At 30.3% G+C, this 17,251-nt stretch carries 16 protein-coding genes and 1 pseudogene; 8 read left to right on the top strand and 9 right to left on the bottom strand.

All coding sequences use genetic code 11. The features are described from left to right. Positions 1–54 precede the first annotated feature (54 nt). The 6 genes from ACE193_RS08650 to ACE193_RS08675 form a co-directional block, all read right to left on the bottom strand. On the bottom strand, positions 55–960 hold the full coding sequence (locus tag ACE193_RS08650) for a pirin family protein (RefSeq protein WP_375562600.1): 906 nt from the start codon (positions 958–960) through the stop codon (positions 55–57). Between the two features lie 129 nt (positions 961–1,089). Further along, complete coding sequence (locus ACE193_RS08655) at positions 1,090–1,530, bottom strand: hypothetical protein (RefSeq protein WP_375562601.1); 441 nt, start codon at positions 1,528–1,530, stop codon at positions 1,090–1,092. Between the two features lie 157 nt (positions 1,531–1,687). Further along, positions 1,688–1,987: a hypothetical protein gene (locus ACE193_RS08660; protein ID WP_375562602.1), complete on the bottom strand. Its 300-nt coding sequence runs from the start codon at positions 1,985–1,987 to the stop codon at positions 1,688–1,690. Between the two features lie 353 nt (positions 1,988–2,340). Further along, positions 2,341–2,640 carry a hypothetical protein gene (locus ACE193_RS08665; RefSeq protein ID WP_375562603.1) on the bottom strand — a complete coding sequence of 100 codons (300 nt, stop codon included), beginning with the start codon at positions 2,638–2,640 and terminating at the stop codon, positions 2,341–2,343. Positions 2,641–2,644: 4 nt separating this feature from the next. Next, a complete protein-coding gene (locus ACE193_RS08670) occupies positions 2,645–2,983 on the bottom strand; it encodes a hypothetical protein (RefSeq protein ID WP_375562604.1) in 339 nt (112 codons plus the stop codon). Positions 2,984–2,992: 9 nt separating this feature from the next. Beyond that, a complete protein-coding gene (locus ACE193_RS08675) occupies positions 2,993–4,390 on the bottom strand; it encodes a DUF819 domain-containing protein (protein WP_375562605.1) in 1,398 nt (465 codons plus the stop codon). Between the two features lie 256 nt (positions 4,391–4,646). On the opposite strand from ACE193_RS08675, the gene ACE193_RS08680 reads away from it, so the two are divergent. From ACE193_RS08680 to ACE193_RS08690, 3 genes are read left to right on the top strand one after another with little or no spacing between them, the layout of a single operon-like run. Beyond that, entirely contained in the window at positions 4,647–5,423 is a 777-nt protein-coding gene (locus tag ACE193_RS08680) for an SDR family NAD(P)-dependent oxidoreductase (protein WP_375562606.1), read from the top strand. Between the two features lie 15 nt (positions 5,424–5,438). After that, complete coding sequence (locus ACE193_RS08685) at positions 5,439–7,142, top strand: hypothetical protein (RefSeq protein ID WP_375562607.1); 1,704 nt, start codon at positions 5,439–5,441, stop codon at positions 7,140–7,142. A gap of 20 nt (positions 7,143–7,162) precedes the next feature. Further along, a complete protein-coding gene (locus ACE193_RS08690) occupies positions 7,163–7,666 on the top strand; it encodes a hypothetical protein (protein WP_375562608.1) in 504 nt (167 codons plus the stop codon). 89 nt (positions 7,667–7,755) lie between these two features. Here the strand turns inward: ACE193_RS08690 and ACE193_RS08695 are convergent, their stop codons facing one another. Beyond that, positions 7,756–8,466: a response regulator transcription factor gene (locus ACE193_RS08695; protein ID WP_375562609.1), complete on the bottom strand. Its 711-nt coding sequence runs from the start codon at positions 8,464–8,466 to the stop codon at positions 7,756–7,758. 234 nt (positions 8,467–8,700) lie between these two features. Between ACE193_RS08695 and ACE193_RS08700 the strand changes: the two genes are divergently transcribed. The 5 genes and pseudogenes from ACE193_RS08700 to ACE193_RS08720 all read left to right on the top strand — a co-directional run bounded on the left by ACE193_RS08700 (position 8,701) and on the right by ACE193_RS08720 (position 14,740). Continuing rightward, positions 8,701–9,411, top strand: coding sequence for a leucine-rich repeat domain-containing protein (locus ACE193_RS08700; RefSeq protein WP_375562610.1), 711 nt, complete (start codon positions 8,701–8,703; stop codon positions 9,409–9,411). A 7-nt stretch (positions 9,412–9,418) separates the two neighbouring features. Further along, positions 9,419–10,606, top strand: a complete 1,188-nt coding sequence (locus ACE193_RS08705; protein ID WP_375558606.1) for an ISL3 family transposase — start codon at positions 9,419–9,421, stop codon at positions 10,604–10,606. A gap of 267 nt (positions 10,607–10,873) precedes the next feature. Then, positions 10,874–11,317, top strand: coding sequence for a helix-turn-helix domain-containing protein (locus tag ACE193_RS08710; RefSeq protein WP_375558679.1), 444 nt, complete (start codon positions 10,874–10,876; stop codon positions 11,315–11,317). 31 nt (positions 11,318–11,348) lie between these two features. Continuing rightward, positions 11,349–11,915: pseudogene (locus ACE193_RS08715) on the top strand (IS630 family transposase); the annotation flags it as partial. A gap of 2 nt (positions 11,916–11,917) precedes the next feature. Continuing rightward, positions 11,918–14,740 (top strand): COR domain-containing protein, encoded by a 2,823-nt coding sequence (locus ACE193_RS08720; RefSeq protein ID WP_375562611.1) that lies wholly within the window; start codon positions 11,918–11,920, stop codon positions 14,738–14,740. Between the two features lie 78 nt (positions 14,741–14,818). Here the strand turns inward: ACE193_RS08720 and ACE193_RS08725 are convergent, their stop codons facing one another. Beyond that, on the bottom strand, positions 14,819–16,171 hold the full coding sequence (locus tag ACE193_RS08725; RefSeq protein WP_375562612.1) for a peptidylprolyl isomerase: 1,353 nt from the start codon (positions 16,169–16,171) through the stop codon (positions 14,819–14,821). A 106-nt stretch (positions 16,172–16,277) separates the two neighbouring features. Beyond that, on the bottom strand, positions 16,278–17,183 hold the full coding sequence (locus ACE193_RS08730) for a peptidyl-prolyl cis-trans isomerase (RefSeq protein ID WP_375562613.1): 906 nt from the start codon (positions 17,181–17,183) through the stop codon (positions 16,278–16,280). Positions 17,184–17,251 lie beyond the last annotated feature (68 nt).

Genomic DNA, 17,251 nt, shown 5'->3' on the forward strand with positions numbered 1-17,251 from the left:
TTAAATAAAAACCGAACAGTTCACTCAAAGCAAACTGTTCGATAATTATAAGGACTATCCCATAGGAACTTCCATCAACAATACTTCTGCATCTTGTGAGGCTTCAAGTTCAATTTTTTTGGTGTTCCAAACTCCGAAACCATCTTTTGTGTCTAGCTCTTGCGTTTCGTTACCATTTTTCACAGTAACTTTACCTTTCAAAACAAAAGCATAAACACCATTTTTTGAAGCATCTTTTAAGTCATAATCTACTTTTGTTCCTGTTTCAAGACTTCCTAAATGAAACCATGCATTTTGATGAATCCAAACCCCTGCATCATCTGCATTAGGCGACAAAATTTGTTGTAATTTATTTTTTCTATCTGCTGGACTGAGTGTAATTTGGTCGTAACGAGGTTCTACATTTCGTTTGTTGGGGATTACCCAAATTTGAAGAAATTTTGTCGTATCTCGGCTATTATTCATTTCGCTATGTCTTACACCTGTTCCTGCACTCATTACCTGTACTTCTCCTTCTTTTATAATAGTCGTATTTCCCATACTGTCTTTGTGCTGCAGACCTCCTTGTAATGGAATACTGATAATTTCCATATTGTCGTGAGGATGTGTTCCAAAACCACTACCACCTGCAATAATATCATCATTCAAGACACGCAAAACACCAAAATTCATACGGTCTGGGTTGTAATATGATGCAAAACTAAAACTGTGTGCACTTTTGAGCCAACCATGGTCAGCCATCCCTCGTGTGTTTGCTTTGTGAAAAACTGTATTTGCCATAATAGATTGTGTTGAAGAATTGGGTAAATGATTAAATCCTATAATAGTATCAGAATCAGAGTTTACTGTTTCGTTCTGATTTTCTTTGCCAAGAACATTTCCTAAAACAGGTGTTGAAATCAAAAAACCTGTTCCGAGAGTTGTCTTTAAAGCTCGCTTTAAAAAATCCTTTCTATTCATTATCGTATGAATTATTAAAATTAACCCTGATTTTTAATTGTATATACAATTATTGTATCTACAAATGTTTTTACGTAAAAATTACAAAAAAGTTGTGTTTTGAAATTAAAATCACTAAAAAAGTGTCTTTTATTCGGTCAGATTGGTAATACATTTTTCTCTTACTTTCCAAACAGCATCAAAATTAACTACATTTTCAAGTATTTTATTTTCTCTTGCTATCCATTTTATTAGAAAATTTTGATGATACTTGACTTTAAACTCATTGACTTGGTGGGATTCAATTTCTATTTCCTCTAAAATATCATTTCGTAGTTTCTCAAAATCAGATGAACTATTGGTAAAATCCTGCTCTATTCCATTTATTTTGAGATAGCAATGTGCTTCTGGAATATAATCTAGTTTATAATCAAATTCATTTTCTGATAAAATATTTCCAATCTTGGGCGTATTGGATTTGTTCATTTTATAAATACCAATGTAGAGTTTTATGTTTGCTATCTTGTTCAAATCAGCTATTTTTTTGAGAAAAGCATGTTTTGAGCTACATGTTCCTTTTTGCTCTCTCAAAACCAAACTCAAGTCATGGCGATTTGTATTTCTTCCGTAAGGTAGATTTTGAATGTATCTTGTAAGCTGATTTCAGTTGGTTATTCCTAAAGAAATTACAAATAAAGTTAGGTTATCTTTTGATTTAAACAAAATAAGATGGGAAAAGTAAAGAACTTTATACAGTTATGACATAAGTCAAAAAAGCAACTAAAATAATAACTACAATTACATTTGTATATATAATTGCTTTAGGCAGACTTGCTTTTCCTAAAAATGAAAATACGCCACCTACACAGATACTGATTACTAAGGAAGTAAAAGCAGTAAGAACCAGAGTTATGAGCCAATTTGGTATTGGAACATGAGGGTGGGGAGGTTTTATTATATCCCAGACAATTCCTCCCAAAATTCCACAAATAGAACAAGTAAAAAGAGAAGTTCCTGCTGTTTTTAGTACAAATAATAAATGATTCATGATTATAAACTTATTTTTTCCTCAGTTAAGTCTTCTCTTAGATAATTTGACCCAAATTTCATTTTGTTCTGTCAAAATCAAACTCAATTTTTTTGTGATTTGCATTTCTTCCGTAAGGTAACTTCTGAATGTATTTTGTTAATTCATTCCAAGTTTTTATTCCTAGTACTGCGTAACATAAGTTTTGCAATGTTTTTTTATATTAAAAATAACGGTGCTTGTAGGTTAAAGGCTTGCCTTTGACCATATTTTAGTGCGTTTGAACCGTCATTGAGGAAAAAACAAAATATAAAGTAATTTACGTTACACGGTACTAGACTTTTGAGTTAAGTAACATTGTATTTATGCAAATACTACATTAAAGGAACTATAAAAAAACCTAAAACCACAATAACAAATCCAACGGTATATAAAGTAGCATGAATAAGATTAGTTTTATTCAAAGCAGAAAGGACACTTCCAATAACTACCCCAGATAATAAAGAAGTACAGGCAGCTACAACAAGAGTGATTAGCCAATTTGGAAGTATAAATGCTTGATGAGGATGAGATGCTAAATTCATGCTCCAAATTAGTCCAACCAAATAACCCAATAAAGATGAGATTAGTAGAGAAATCCCTACTGTTTTTAGAATAAAAATGAAGTGTTTCATTGTATTAATTTGGTTCATAGTAAATTTCACACACTACATTGGTGTAAATGATAGGATAATTCATAAAAAACTCTGGTTCGTATTCGTTCCAACTTTTTATTGATTTTTGCATTGCCTCTTCTTCATTTCCATCGAAAAAAAGATTTATTTCATCTTCTACCCAAACCTCATATCCATCAAAAAAATAACTTGATGCTTTATAAAGGTTTTCTTCAACTTTTCTTATTACTAAACCAATTTCAACATCAGAAGTAAAACGTTGATTTTCTTCATCAAAAATATAAACTCCTAGCGTTTTAGTTTTGCTTATAAGCTCTTCTAGTTCTTGTTTAGAATGTTTCATTTTATTTATTTACCCTCCAGAATACACAGTTTGCATAAATAAAGCACAAGCAATTGCTCCATACGTACCAAGCGCATATCCAAGAACGGCAAGTAAAACACCCACAGGAGCAAGTGCAGGACTAAAAGCAGAAGCCACCACAGGAGCAGAAGCAGCACCACCAATATTCGCTTGACTTCCCACAGCCACAAAAAAGAAAGGTGCTTTGATAAGATATGCCACAAAAAGCAAAATACTAACGTGAATAATCATCCAAATTATACCTAAGAAAAATAAGCCTAAATACTGTCCTATTTCAGCCAAATTCATGTGCATTCCAATCGTTGCTACCAAAATATAAATACAAACACTTCCTACTTTTGATGCACCTGCACCTTCTAACTCTCTAAATTTTGTAAAGGAAAGTAAAACACCAAATGTAGTAGCAAAAACAACCAACCAAAAGAAACCACTCATTAAAGAAGTCAGTTTTAAACTTGTGAGTAATTCTTTATGACTTTCCATAATTGGAGTAACAATATCAGAGAAGAAGTGAGCTGCTGCTGTTGCACCAAATCCGATTGCCAAAATCAAAAATAAATCTGTTGTAGATGGAATACGTGCATGTTTGGCTTGAAAATCCTCCATTTTTTTCTTTAAAGCTGTAATAGCAGAAGCATCAGCCTTTAGTATTTTATCTATCTTATCGCTCATATTTGCCCCATAAAGCAAAAATCCCATCCAAATATTAGCTACCACAACATCAATAACTATCATTGCACCAAACAAACTTCCACTTGGTTGATAAATTTCTTTCATTGCTGCTTGATTTGCACCTCCACCTATCCAACTTCCTGCAATAGTTGATAATCCTCTCCAAATAGCATTTTGTCCCGTTCCTGCAACCGTTTCTGGACTAATTGTAGAAACAATAAAAAGGGCAATTCCTCCTCCCAAAACAATTCCTAAAGTAGCAGCCAAAAACATAACAATTGCTCGCCATCCTAAATTTAGAACACCTTTTAAGTCAATACTCAAACAAAGCAAAACCAACGACGCAGGCAATAAATACCTTGAAGCAACAAAATAAAGCTGAGATTCTTTTATAAATCCTTTATATTCACTTTTTTCAATTCCATTATTCGAAAAAATTTCTTTTATATCATGAAAACTAGAACCTTCTGGAATAGAAATATTCATTGAACTCGCAAAATCCAAAACTTTTTCATCAAACCACTCTGAAGAAATAAGATGAAATGGATAATTTAATAATGCAGGAATAAAATAACATAAAAGTAGAGCAGGACAGTAGGTATAAAACTTTTGCCAAAACTTATTTTCACTGTTAGAAGTAGCAAAAATAAAAGCCAAAACAATCATCAAGATACCTAAAACAACAGCATCGTTTGTAAAAAGAGGAGAATTCATGTCAGTTATCAGTAAACAGTTATCAGTTACCAGTTGAATTACAAATATGTAATTACTAAAAAAGGAATTTCAAAACTGAATGGATTAGGATTAAAATTAATAAAAATACTAAGGGGATTTCAAAACAATCTACAATATAGAATCTGTTTTTTGTGTTTACAACTCTTTCTCAAAATTTTATGTAAAAAATACTCAAAACAAGTCTTATAATTAAAGGTTATCTCAATTTAGAATCTTATTTTATCAAAAAACATTTATGAAAGTAGCACTTATTACTGGCGCATCTAGTGGAATTGGTCTTGAACTCGCTCATGTGATGGCAAAAGAAAAACACAATTTGGTCTTGGTGGCTCGTAGCATTAATAAACTCAATCAGCTTGCCGATGAGCTTATACAAACACATGGAATAAAAGTCCAGACTTACAAAGCAGATTTGAGTAATGCTAAGGAAATTGAAAATCTCTATCAGCAAACTCAAAAAGATGATATTGAGGTAAGTTATCTTATAAACAATGCAGGTTTTGGAGAATATGGAAGTTTCATAGAAAATGATTGGGAAAAACTCAATTCGATGATGCAACTCAATATGGTTTCTCTTGTACATCTAACAAATCTGTATGCAAAAAATATGGTTAGTTCAAAATTTGGTAAAATTATGAATGTTGCTTCGGTAGCTTCTTTTCAACCTGTGCCTTATATGGCTGTTTATGGTGCTACCAAAGCATTTGTACTTACATTTTCTGAAGCAATTGCAAGCGAACTCAAAGACCATGGAATAACTGTAACGGCTCTTTGTCCAGGGCTTACAGGAACAGGTTTTATAGATGCTGCAAATATGGAAAATACAAAATTTTTAGATAAATCAAAATCAAATATGGCAACACCAGAAGAAGTTGCTGAATATGGTTATGAAGCCATGATGAAAGGTAAAACAGTGGCTGTTCATGGAGTAGTTAATTCACTTATGACACAATCTACACGATTTTTGCCTAGAAACTTAATAACTACAATAGCTAAAAAAATGCAAGAGTAAAATAAAGTGTGAAACATGAAGTACGAATTAAGAAGTAATAAAATTAATTTGAATACAATACATAAAATAGGGGTAATTTTGATTTTTCTAATCACTCTTTTTTTTTGTGTGGAAAGTTTTGGTTTCCAACCGTCGTTGAGGTCTGAACCGTCAACAAGTTTAAATGAATTTATTTCTTTAGCAGAAACTCAAAAACTCTACGATAAAATCTTTGATTTAGAATTTGATTATGATAATTCTAAAACACAAAATACTAAAATAAAAACACCTTTGCATTTGGTAGTAGAAGATTTTAGAGATATGCTTTTTATTCTATTGACAGAAGACGAAAAAAACTATAAGAAGTTAGAAAAAAATGAAGAAATAAGACTTGAAGAATTAGAAAAATTTAGTGATAAAAAAAATAACTATTACAAAGAATACAAATGGGCAAAAGCTGAAATAAAACTGCATCATGCAATCATAAAACTTAGTTTCGATGAAAAATGGGCTTCTGCATGGCGAGTTAGGCAGGCGTACAAACTGCTTTTAGAAAATGATAAAGAATTTCCTAATTTTATAGAACAAAAAAAAACATTGGCACTTCTTCAAATTATTTTAGCAAGTGTTCCTCAAAAGTATCAATGGGCTTTAGATTTGATTGGAATGGATGCAGATTTGAAAAGTGGAGTCAAAAACCTTCAAAAAAGCACTTCTCAAACTCATTTTTTTCAAAAAGAAACATTTCTTTGGCAGGCTTTACTTCAAACTTACTTGGTAGAAGATTTAATAGAGAATGGAAAAACATCGAAACAAATTGCTGAAAACTTAATAAAAAATTATCCTTCTGAAAGATTAGTTTTAGTTGTTTCTAGTTTGGTTTTGATGAAAAATGAATCTCATAAAACAGCCCTTTTAGCTTGGCAGAATTATGCTAGAAATTATCAAAATAATAACCTAACTTTTAATAAAACGGAATATTTTAGTCAAGAATATCTTTTGGCAGAACTCTATTTCTATTCCGAAAAAGCAAAAAAAGCAAAATTTCATTATCTTAATTTTCTAAGAAATACGAACTCAAATCAATCAAATCAAAATAGAAATTTTATAAAAGACAGTTATTACAAATTATTTTTGATAGAATGGCTTAACTTAATTGATAATTCAAATGAAATTACAAATCAAAATATACAAAAAAATACCTATTTCAATTCTGTCTTAACAAAAGAAGTTTCGAAAACGGCAGTAGATAAAAATGCAAAGAAATTTATAGAATCCGTAAAAAAATCAAATCATTTACCAAACAAAGAATTATATAAAGCTAGAATTTTAACTGATGGAGGAAATTATCAAAAAGCCTTAGAAACGATAAATCAAATCAGTAATTCAGAACTTCAAATGTGGGAGGAGAAAGAATATTTTGAAACTATTTTAGAATATAAATACAGAAAAGCGAGAATTGTAGATAAACTTGACAAACTTTTGGATAAAAAAGGTAAATCAATTCAAACAAATCAAGCTATTCAACTTTATAAAGAAGTAATAGAATATTCTACCTTGAAAAAGCAAAATGAAATTCATTACTTTGCTGCAAATTCGGCTCTTCAAATCGGATTTATTTATCAAAATATAGATAAAAAATTAGCCAAAATCTATTTTGAAAAAGCCATTAGTTTTGAAGGACATCAGTACGAAGAAAGTATTACACAAAAAGCTAAACTGGCTTTAAAAAAATTATAGACAAACGTTTCCTCTTCATTATGAAATTATTTTTCTCTTTGTTTTTTTCTATTTCTTTATTTTTTACTGGATTTTCGGCTGTTTTGGTGGCTTCTCGTCCTGCTACAAAAACTACTTATCATTCAAAAAAAGCAAAAGCATCTTCGGTAGAAGAAGAAGATAAGACAAAAAATGAAATCAAAAAAAAGACTATTCATTTAAGAGATTCTATTCAAACAAAAGTAGAACCTCTACCTGAAAAACCAAAAAAAAATGGACTCGGAATGATGATTTGGGGAAGTCTGCTGACACTTTTAGGGATTATATTTGGAGTAGGTTTATTACTTATTTTTCTACTCGGTTTTTCTATTGGTTCAGGATTTTATTTTAGAGATATTTATGCAATCGCTGGTGTAATGCTAGGGGGATTAATCACTTTTGGAGTAGGAATTTATATGATTTCAAGAGGCAGAGAACGCTGGAGAACTTACAAAAGATACAGAAAAGCTCTTAAAAAAATGAGAAAAATGAAAAAAGCACAATAAAACAAAAAACCCTAAGGATCTCTGAAGACCCTTAGGGTTGAAAATATTCTTGCTGTTGTTGGTGTCTCCACCAATAACATAATTTCTACTTATGAAATAGAACTCTCATCAAGTTCTACCAATTTGAAACCTGTTCCGTGAACATTCAAAATTTTGAGGTGTTCGTCTGCACGAAGATACTTACGCAATTTTGTTACATAAACGTCCATACTACGAGCATTGAAGTAATTATCATCACCCCAAATTTCGTTCAAGGCTTTTGAGCGTTCCAAAGTTTGGTTTTTGTTTTCACAAAGCATACGTAAAAGCTCTGTTTCTTTTGATGTGAGTTTTGTTTCTTCTCCATTGTTTGTTTTGAGAAGTTGAGCATCATAATCAAAAAGAAGTTCACCAATATTGAATTTACGAAGTGCAGGAGAGCTATCTGTTACGATAGTACGACGCAAAATCGCCTGTACACGAAGAAGTAATTCTTCCATCGAAAATGGTTTTGTCATATAATCATCTGCTCCAATTTGAAGTCCTTCGATACGGTCTTCTTTCATTCCTTTTGCAGTCAAGAATACAATAGGCGTATGTTTGTCTATTTTTCTGATTTCTTTGGCTGCCGTAAATCCATCTATATTTGGCATCATTACGTCTAAGATACAAATGTCAAAAACATTGTCTTCTTTAAAAAATGCGTCTAATGCTTCTTTTCCATCTCTGGCAAGCGTAACGCCAAATCCTTTGATTTCTAAATACTCACTTAAAATTTGACCTAAATTGTGGTCGTCTTCGGCTAACAAAATATTATGCATAATGTAATTTCAGGGTTTTAATGATATTGATTTAACATTTAAACGAGCGAAATGTTAAAATCGCTGCATTTTAATTGTTAAAAATTCTTAGAAGTGAGGAGAAATTGTAAATAAATAGAAGTAAGATAACCAATTTTTGACTTTTTATGAAAAAACAAAGCAACAACTAGAAAAATAAAAAAGAAATAGTATTTTTAGGGAAAGGAAAATAACAAACTACTGATTTAGATAAAAATGGAGAAACCTAAAGAAATACTGGATTTAGAGAAAGAACTTGGTTTTGAGATTACAGAAACTAAGAACAAAGAAGATATTTTTCGTTGGATGAAAAGCAAAACCTATTTCTTATCTGAAAAAAGAGAAGTAGTAGGCTTAAACTTTTTAGGTTGTAAACTTTCAGATATTTCGCCTTTGAAAGAATTAGTCAATCTGACTGAATTAAATTTAATTCACAATCAAATTTCAGATATTTCGCCTTTGAAGCAATTAGTTAATCTGACTAAATTAAGTTTATATTATAATCAAGTTTCAGATATTTCGCCTTTGAAGCAATTAGTCAATCTAACTGAATTAAATTTAGGAGGAAATCAAGTTTTAGATATTTCACCTTTGAAGAAATTAGTCAATCTAACTGAATTAAATTTAAGTAGTAATCAAGTTTCAGATATTTCACCTTTGAAAGAATTAGTCAATCTAACTGAATTAAATTTAAGTAGTAATCAAGTTTCAGATATTTCGCCTTTGAAGAAATTAATCAATCTGACTGAATTAAATTTATTTTATAATCAAGTTTCAGATATTTCTTCTTTGAAGAAATTAGTAAAACTAACCTGTTTGAACTTCAATGATAATCGAATTTCAGATATTTCGCCTTTAAGTAATTTAGTCCATCTAATTTATTTAAATAGGTTCTTCCGACAATTTAGCGATAATTTCTTAATTTAGCCTTTCTATGGATACTAACACAATAGCAATTTTATTAGGTTTTTCAGATTTTTCAGTAACGAAAATAGAATCTTCTCCACTTCGCTTAACTATTTATGGAGAAAGTAATTTAGCCGATTCTATTTGTCCTAATTGCTTGAAAAAGTGCAATAAAGTGACTTCTACTTCAGAACGTATTGTTCGTGACCGAAATATTTTAGACAAAGAGGTTTATTTACACTTAACTTCTCGTCAATTTCATTGTCAAGATTGTACTCGTTACTTTCAAGAAGTTTTTAGTTTTGTTTCTAAGCAAAAAAATCAAACTCATCGTTTGGAAAAATATCTTTATTTATGTTTGAAAGATAGCAGTTTCAAAGAAGTAGCTATCCGAGAAAACATACTTTGGGATGTTTTAGATGGTATTTTTAAAACCTATAGTAAACGTGAGATAAAAAAACACCTAGATTATTTTCCTCGACGTTTAGGTATTGATGAATTTGCTTACAAAAAAGGAAAAAAGGAATATGCTGTTGTTTTAGTAGATTTAGATACAGGTCAAGTTTGGGATATTTTAGAATACCGTAATAAAGAGTATTTAAAAGCCTATTTTTTATCCAAAGGCGAAGTTTTTTGTACTAGTATAGAAGTATTTTCTTGTGATATGTGGGAGGGATTTTCAAATACAGCAAAAGAAGTATTTCCTAACGCTGATGTAGTAATAGATCGCTTTCATTTTTTTCAGCATTGTAATAAAGTGCTAGATAGCATTCGTAAAGAATTACGACGAAAAGATGATAAAAACGTTCATTTCAAGCAAATAAAATGGCTTTTATACAAGGCATGGAAAGACCTTACTTATAAAGAAAGACGAGTTTTACTTAAAGCGTTTAGGTTTAGCTCAACGCTTAGACAGGTGTATTTTATGAAAGTGGAATTACAAAATATATTTAATACTGATTTGAGTAAACAAGAAGCTAAAAAACTACTAGACCAATGGATAGAAGAAGCTCAAAAAATAAATCATAAGGCTCTAAATAGATTTATAAATACGTTTAATTCTTGGAAAAATGATATTATTAATTTCTTCAAAGATAGATATTCTAACGGAATAGTAGAGGGAATTAATAATAAAATTAAGACCCTCAAAAGGAGTGGGTATGGGTTTAGAAACTTTCAAAATTTTAGATTGAGAATGATAGTCAAATTCATATAATCGCTAAAAAGTCGGAAGAGCCTTTAAATTTAAGTAATAATCAAATTATAAATATTTTTGGTTTAAAAAAATTGCTGAACTTGAGTGAATTATACCTAATTAACAATAAAGTTTCAGATATTTTGCCTTTGAGTGGTTTAGTGAATTTAATTATATTAGACCTACGTGATAATCAAATTAGAAATACTTTTTCTTTAAATAGGTTGTTTAATTTACAGAGATTAAGTAGTTAGACAAAATTATTAAATATTTTTTTATCTTTGTTTTATGAGAGGAAAAAAACGTTTTATTAGTTTGAGTATAGAGGAAGTATCTTCCTTAGAGCAAGGTTGGAAAGAAGGTAAATCATCAACTTTCCGTACTCGTTGTCATTACATTCTTTTAAGCCATCAAGGAAAAAAGGTTAGTGAGATAATGGATTTTTATCAAGTTACTCGCCAATTAGTTATTCGTTGGTTTAATCGGTATGAAAAAGAGGGCATAGCAGGATTAGAGACGAGTAAAGGACAAGGTCGTCGCCCTATTCTTCGTATAGATAATGAAGAAGAAATGAATAAAGTAGAATCTCTAGTTGAAGCCAGTCCTCAAAGTTTGAAAGTAGTTGTTTCTCAATTGGAAGAGGAATTGGGTAAATCTATGTCAGTCAAGACTTTAAAAAGGTTGCTTAAAAAAAAAATGGTGTTGGAAACGCTTCAGAAAAGTAACTGTTAAGAAACCTGACCCTGTTGTATATGAAGAAAAAAAACGTAGTTTAGAATTTCTCATTCTTTTATTTTTAGCAGGCTGTATAGATTTGCGTTTTTGTGATGAGTCTTCCTTCAATTTAGAACCCAATGTTCCTTATGGTTGGTGTAGAATAGGAGAACAAGTAGGCATTAAAAGTAGTAAGGGAGGTAATTTAAATGTATTTGGATTGCTTAACTTGCGTGGAGAACTAAGCAGTTTTGTAAGCACCCAAAACATTAATTCTAAAGTTATCATTGATTGTATAGATCAGTTTGTAGAAACAATTGAAAAAACGACTGTTCTAGTGTTAGATAATGGACCTTGGCATATTTCTAAAGAAATAGAAGAGAAAATAGAGGAATGGGAAGAGAAAGGAGTACTTATTTTCTACTTACCTTCTTACAGTCCACATTTGAATCCCATAGAAACACTATGGAGAAAAATCAAAATAGAGTGGTTAAGACCTCAAGATTTCACGAGTAAAGAAGACTTACATCAAGCTGTAAAAAATATTCTAAAAAAATACAATAGTAAAAAGTATAAAATTGATTTTACTATATATAAAGGAAAATTGTTACGATAATTATGTCTAACTACTTAGCTTTAGGAAGCAATCAAATCCTCTCTATTTCAGTGAAGCTCATTAATAGATTTCCTAATTTACATCGGCTATGGCTATATGATAACCCTATTCAAAATATACCAAAAGAGATTTTCAACAAGAAGTATGAAGATGTCTTTAAACCAGTAAAAGATTATTTAGAAGGAATAGAAAAAGCAAAGCAAATAAATAACGAAGTAAAAATAATACTCATAGGAAATGGAAGTGTTGGAAAAACACAAGTAGCCACAAGATTAGAACAAGGAGAGAAGTTTGAATTTAATAAGAAACATGATTCTACTCATGCTATTAGTTTACTCAAAAAAAATATAGAATGTGAGTTTTTGGAGGAAGGACTTAATCTTACTATTTGGGATTTTGGTGGACAAGATATTTATCATTCTACTCATCGTCTCTTTATGAAAACTCGTGCTGTTTTTCTTCTTGTTTGGGATATTGAAAATGAAGTAAATAAATTTCATGTAGTAAAAGATTCAGAGGGAAAAATATTAAAAGATTCGAAGGGAAATGACATAAAATTTAAAAATGAAGAACTGAACTATTGGCTTTCCTATATTTCCTATTTTGCTAAAAACAGTCCTATACTTGTAGTTCAGAATAAGATAGATGAGTTTGAGAAAAGAGGGGAAATTGCACCTCCTTACGATGAACTTGCTCAAAACGAACTCAAAAAACAGTTTCCTATTATTGATTTTCTTCAATTAAGTGCAAAAAATGGCAATGGCTTTGAGATTTTAGAGAATAGTATTGCAGAAGTTTTTGAAGACAATGAAGAGCTAAAAAGAGAATTACTTTTGCCTTTACCTGCTCATTGGATTGCTGTGCGTGATAGAGTAAGACAAGAACAGCAAAATCCAAATGGAAAGAAACGAATATCTTTTCAGAACTTTGTAGAATGGTGTAAAGAAGAAGATGCAGAAAATGAAGCTGATACTTTAGCTAACTTTTTTCACGATACAGGCGTATTTTATTATCAAGCGAAATACTTTTCAGGCGAAATTATTATCAATCAATCTTGGGCGATAGAAGCTGTATATAAAGTTTTGGACAAACAAAGTAGTTATTATGGATTACTCAAACAGAAAAAAGGTATTTTAGATTACAAAATCATTAAAAAAGTGTGGAGTGAAAATTCTGACGAAGAAAGAGAGTTATTCATAGATTATATGTTGAGTACAGAACTCTGTTTTAAGAATACTGATAATAAAAAATGGGATACAACTTTTATAGAACGCAGTTTTTTGATTCCTCAGCTTTTACCTTCAAAAAGTAAAGAGGAAGTTTTAGGATATATAGAATTATTCGAATTAAAACCAAGTGAACCAAAAGAATATTCTTTTCTTCCGACTTCGGTTATTCAGCGTTTTATGATAAAAGCAAAAGATTTTTCTAGTGTAGAATTGATGTGGCAAACAGGTTTATTTGTGGAATATAAAGAATCAAAAGTAATTGTAGAAGCTGTTTATGAAAAAAAACAGCATCATATTTTGATTTATCACAATTCGGCAGCAAAAAATGATTTAGTAGAAGTCATTTTGGAAGAATTAGACAAATTAGATGATGAAAATTCATCAAGAAATTTAGATAGAAACAAATTGCATTTAGGCGAAAAATCTTTGCAAAGAGGTTTTGAAAAGCTGCAAAAACATAAAAAAGATTCACAACCACTTATCCATCCAATTATGTCCGAAAAAATCCAAGAATTAAAAAATAAAGTTGAAGAAGGTAGTTTTCAAGAAATATTCGACTACTTAGATATTCACTTTAAGAAAGAGCCATACCATCAATATTCTAATCTAAAACAAGAAATTTTATATCAAATGAAGGCAGGGTTTCCTCCTCGCCCAATGCAGTTACAAGCATTTAAAATGTTTCTCAATGATGATAAAGTAATAGCTGCTATTCCAAAAATTGAAGACCTAATAAGGCAAAATGAAACCAAACTATCACAAAAAACCACTACTACTATGTACGGAGCAGACAAAGAAATTGAAGGAATCAAAAAAGTGATTGATTTGATTCTAGAGAAGAAGACCTTTTTTTTGGAAGCAAAACTAATAGCAGAAAGTGCAAAAGAAAAGTTTGCTCTAAAAAAGCAACTTGAAGAGATTGAAGAAGAATTAAGCATTTATTATCAAAAAATACAGAAATTACAAGATAAATATCCCAATGAAGAAAAGGTAGAATCACTTCATGATACTATTCAAAAAATGCTACTAGAATATAAAGAAGAATTAAACAAACTTCGTGTAGAGGTTGAACAGTTAAAAAACACTAATAATTCAAAATCAAAAAATATGTCTATGCAAACAATCAAAATATTTCTAGCTTCTTCGTCTGAATTAAAAGAAGATAGACGAGAATTAAGAGAATTTTTTAGTATTGAAAATGACAGAATGCACGAAAAAGGAACGTATTTTAAACTTATTCAATGGGAACATTTTTTAGATACTATTTCAGATACTCGTTTGCAAGATGAATACAATAAAGCGTTGCAGGATTGTGATTTAGTAGTTGGTTTGTTCTTTACAAAAGCAGGAAAATATACAGAAGAGGAATTAGAAAAAGCCTATCAACATTTTAAAGAAATGGGAAAACCTAAAATACTGACTTACTTTAAAAATGATGCTATTAATACAAATGATATTACAGAGGAAGTTTTGAGTTTGCTAAAAATGAAAAAGAACTTGGCTGATAAAGGACATTTTTATACTTCCTATAAGAATATTGAAGGTTTGAAAAATCATTTGAAAAGCCAACTTGAAAAATTAGGTTATTACGATTAAAACAAAAAAACTGGTTTCAAGCAAAACACTTGAAACCAGTTTTTATAAAATTTACCATTGATAATTTACAATTATTTCCTAAATTCCTTCCAAAAGACCACATTTATTATAATCTTCATCAATATCAATATAGAGTTCTTTTATGGCTGTAAAAAACCAATCATCTAACATTCTTGCACGCTCATCATTTAGGGCTGCTTGGTAGATTTTTTCATAATCATCATTTAAGTTGGCTTGATGTGGTTTTGTCTTGTCTATAAAATACAAAAGACGAACGGCTTCTTTTCCATCAGGACTTCTAAATGGCAATGGCTGACTAACCGATTTTACTTTCATTGTATCCAAAATCAAATACGTATTATAATCAAAATCTTCGGCTACCAGTTTTGAACTTCCTGTTTGTTGGCTCAAAATACGTCCACCATTATTTTTCGAACTTCTATCTGCTGAATGCTCAAAAACTGCTTTTGCAAAACTCAAACTATCTTTTACAATCAAATTACGAAGGCTATCCACAAATTGGTTGGTATAAACCATATCTTCTGCACTTGGTTTTGGACGAATCAAAATATGACGAGTATTGATTAGATTTCCACGTCTTTCTAAAAGTTGAATCAAATGAAAACCATATTCTGATTCAATCGGCTCTGAAATTTCCATTGGCTTCAAGGCAAATGATGCAGCTTCGTATTCAGGTACAAGCTCGCCACGTTCTCTATATCCCAAATTTCCACCTTGAGCAGCCGAACCCAAATCTGCTGAAAATTCTTTTGCTAATTTAGCAAAATCTTCTCCTGCTTTTATGCGTGTACGAATGTCTAAAAGTTGTTTTCTAACTCTATCTTTTTCCTGTTTACTTACTTTTGCATAGACAAGCATTTGAGCTACTTCATATTCTGATGGCAAAAAAGGCAAACTATCTTTTGGAATTGCTTTATAAAACTTACGAACTTGTGAAGGAGTTACTTTTGCATCTGCTGTTATTTCACCACGCATTTTCTGAATAGTTAGCTGTTCTTTGATTGGTTCTAAAAGTTCTTCCTTTATATCAGCCAACGATTTACCTAGATATTCTTCTAGTTTTTTCTCATCGCCACCTGCACGTTCGATCATCATAGAAAGACGGTTGTCAGCTTCGCTTTCTACTTGTTCGTCCAAAACAATAACTGAATCTATTTCAGCTTTTGCATACATTACTTTATTAAAAAGAAGTTGACGCAAAATTTCACATTTTGCATTTGGATCTGCATTTCCATCTTGCTGACCTAGATAGTTTTGATACGAAAGTTCTAATTCTGATTTTAGAATGATATAATTATCTACTTTAACAATAATTTTGTCTGCTACTTGCTGCGAAAAACTAGCCGTAGAAATCAAACAAAAACCAAGTAAAAGTAAAAAAGTAGAAAATTTGATTTTGAAATTGTTCATATATGAAATTAGTGAATTGATATTTAGTATTTATTAGATAACTTTAAAAAGAGTACGTAAAATTACCTCATTTTGTAGCAAAGTAGAGTTTTATTTTAAAATTTTATTATTCAGTAAAAATTTTATAATCTTTATTTTCTTTAGCTCGTTCCATTACTTTTGTTTCAAGTTCTTTTTGTAATTCGACTTTTCGCTTATTCAGAATTACACTAATAATTTGATTTTTGACATATTCTAAAGGCGAAACTTGGTCTTGAATTTTGAACTCATTTATTTTCAAAAAATAATAATAGTCTGCATCTTCACTTTCTACAAATTTATTTTTTTGAAGTAATAAGTTTCTATCAAAAGGTGTATTAGCAACCAACTCTGAAATAGGCAACCATTTATCATCTTGTAAAAAATAACTGGCAGCAAAACCATAACTATACGATTTTAATTTTTCAGTTTCATCTGAACTAGGCTCTAAATTAGAACGCATCCATTTGCGAAGGTCGTCAAGTTGAGATTGAGGTGTATTTAATTTTACCTTTACAAAATAAGCCTTTACAATCGGCTGCTTGAGTTCAAAATTTGCTTTATTTTCTTCGTAATATGTGCTTATTTGAGGCTCTGTAACAAGCGTATCTAAGTATTCATTGACATAATTTTGCTTGTAAGCATGAACTAAAAGTTGATATTTATAATCCTCTAATCGCTCTTGTAATTCTTTTTGGTCAATACCACTTTTTGATTCGGCTTCTTTAAGTAAAAGTTTTCTTTCTATCCAATTATCAATATATCTTTTTACAATATTTGTACTGTCTTCTTGACTATAATTGGGAGGTAAAAGTTCTGTTATTTCTTCTTTATATAAATAATTATCACCCACTTGAGCAACAGGCGTTCCTTCTATTTCTTCTTCTTTTTCAGCTTCTTGACAAGAAAAATTAAGGATTGTCAAAAATAAAAATATAATTAAAATATTTATTGTCTTTATAGAATCAGTAATTCTAAATTTATCGTAACTCATAATTTGCTTTTTTTACAACTCAAAACCCTAAGGGTCTATTGAAGACCCTTAGGGTTTAAATATATAAG

It is taken from the genome of Bernardetia aquimarina (assembly GCF_042180575.1).
Taxonomy (GTDB): domain Bacteria; phylum Bacteroidota; class Bacteroidia; order Cytophagales; family Bernardetiaceae; genus Bernardetia.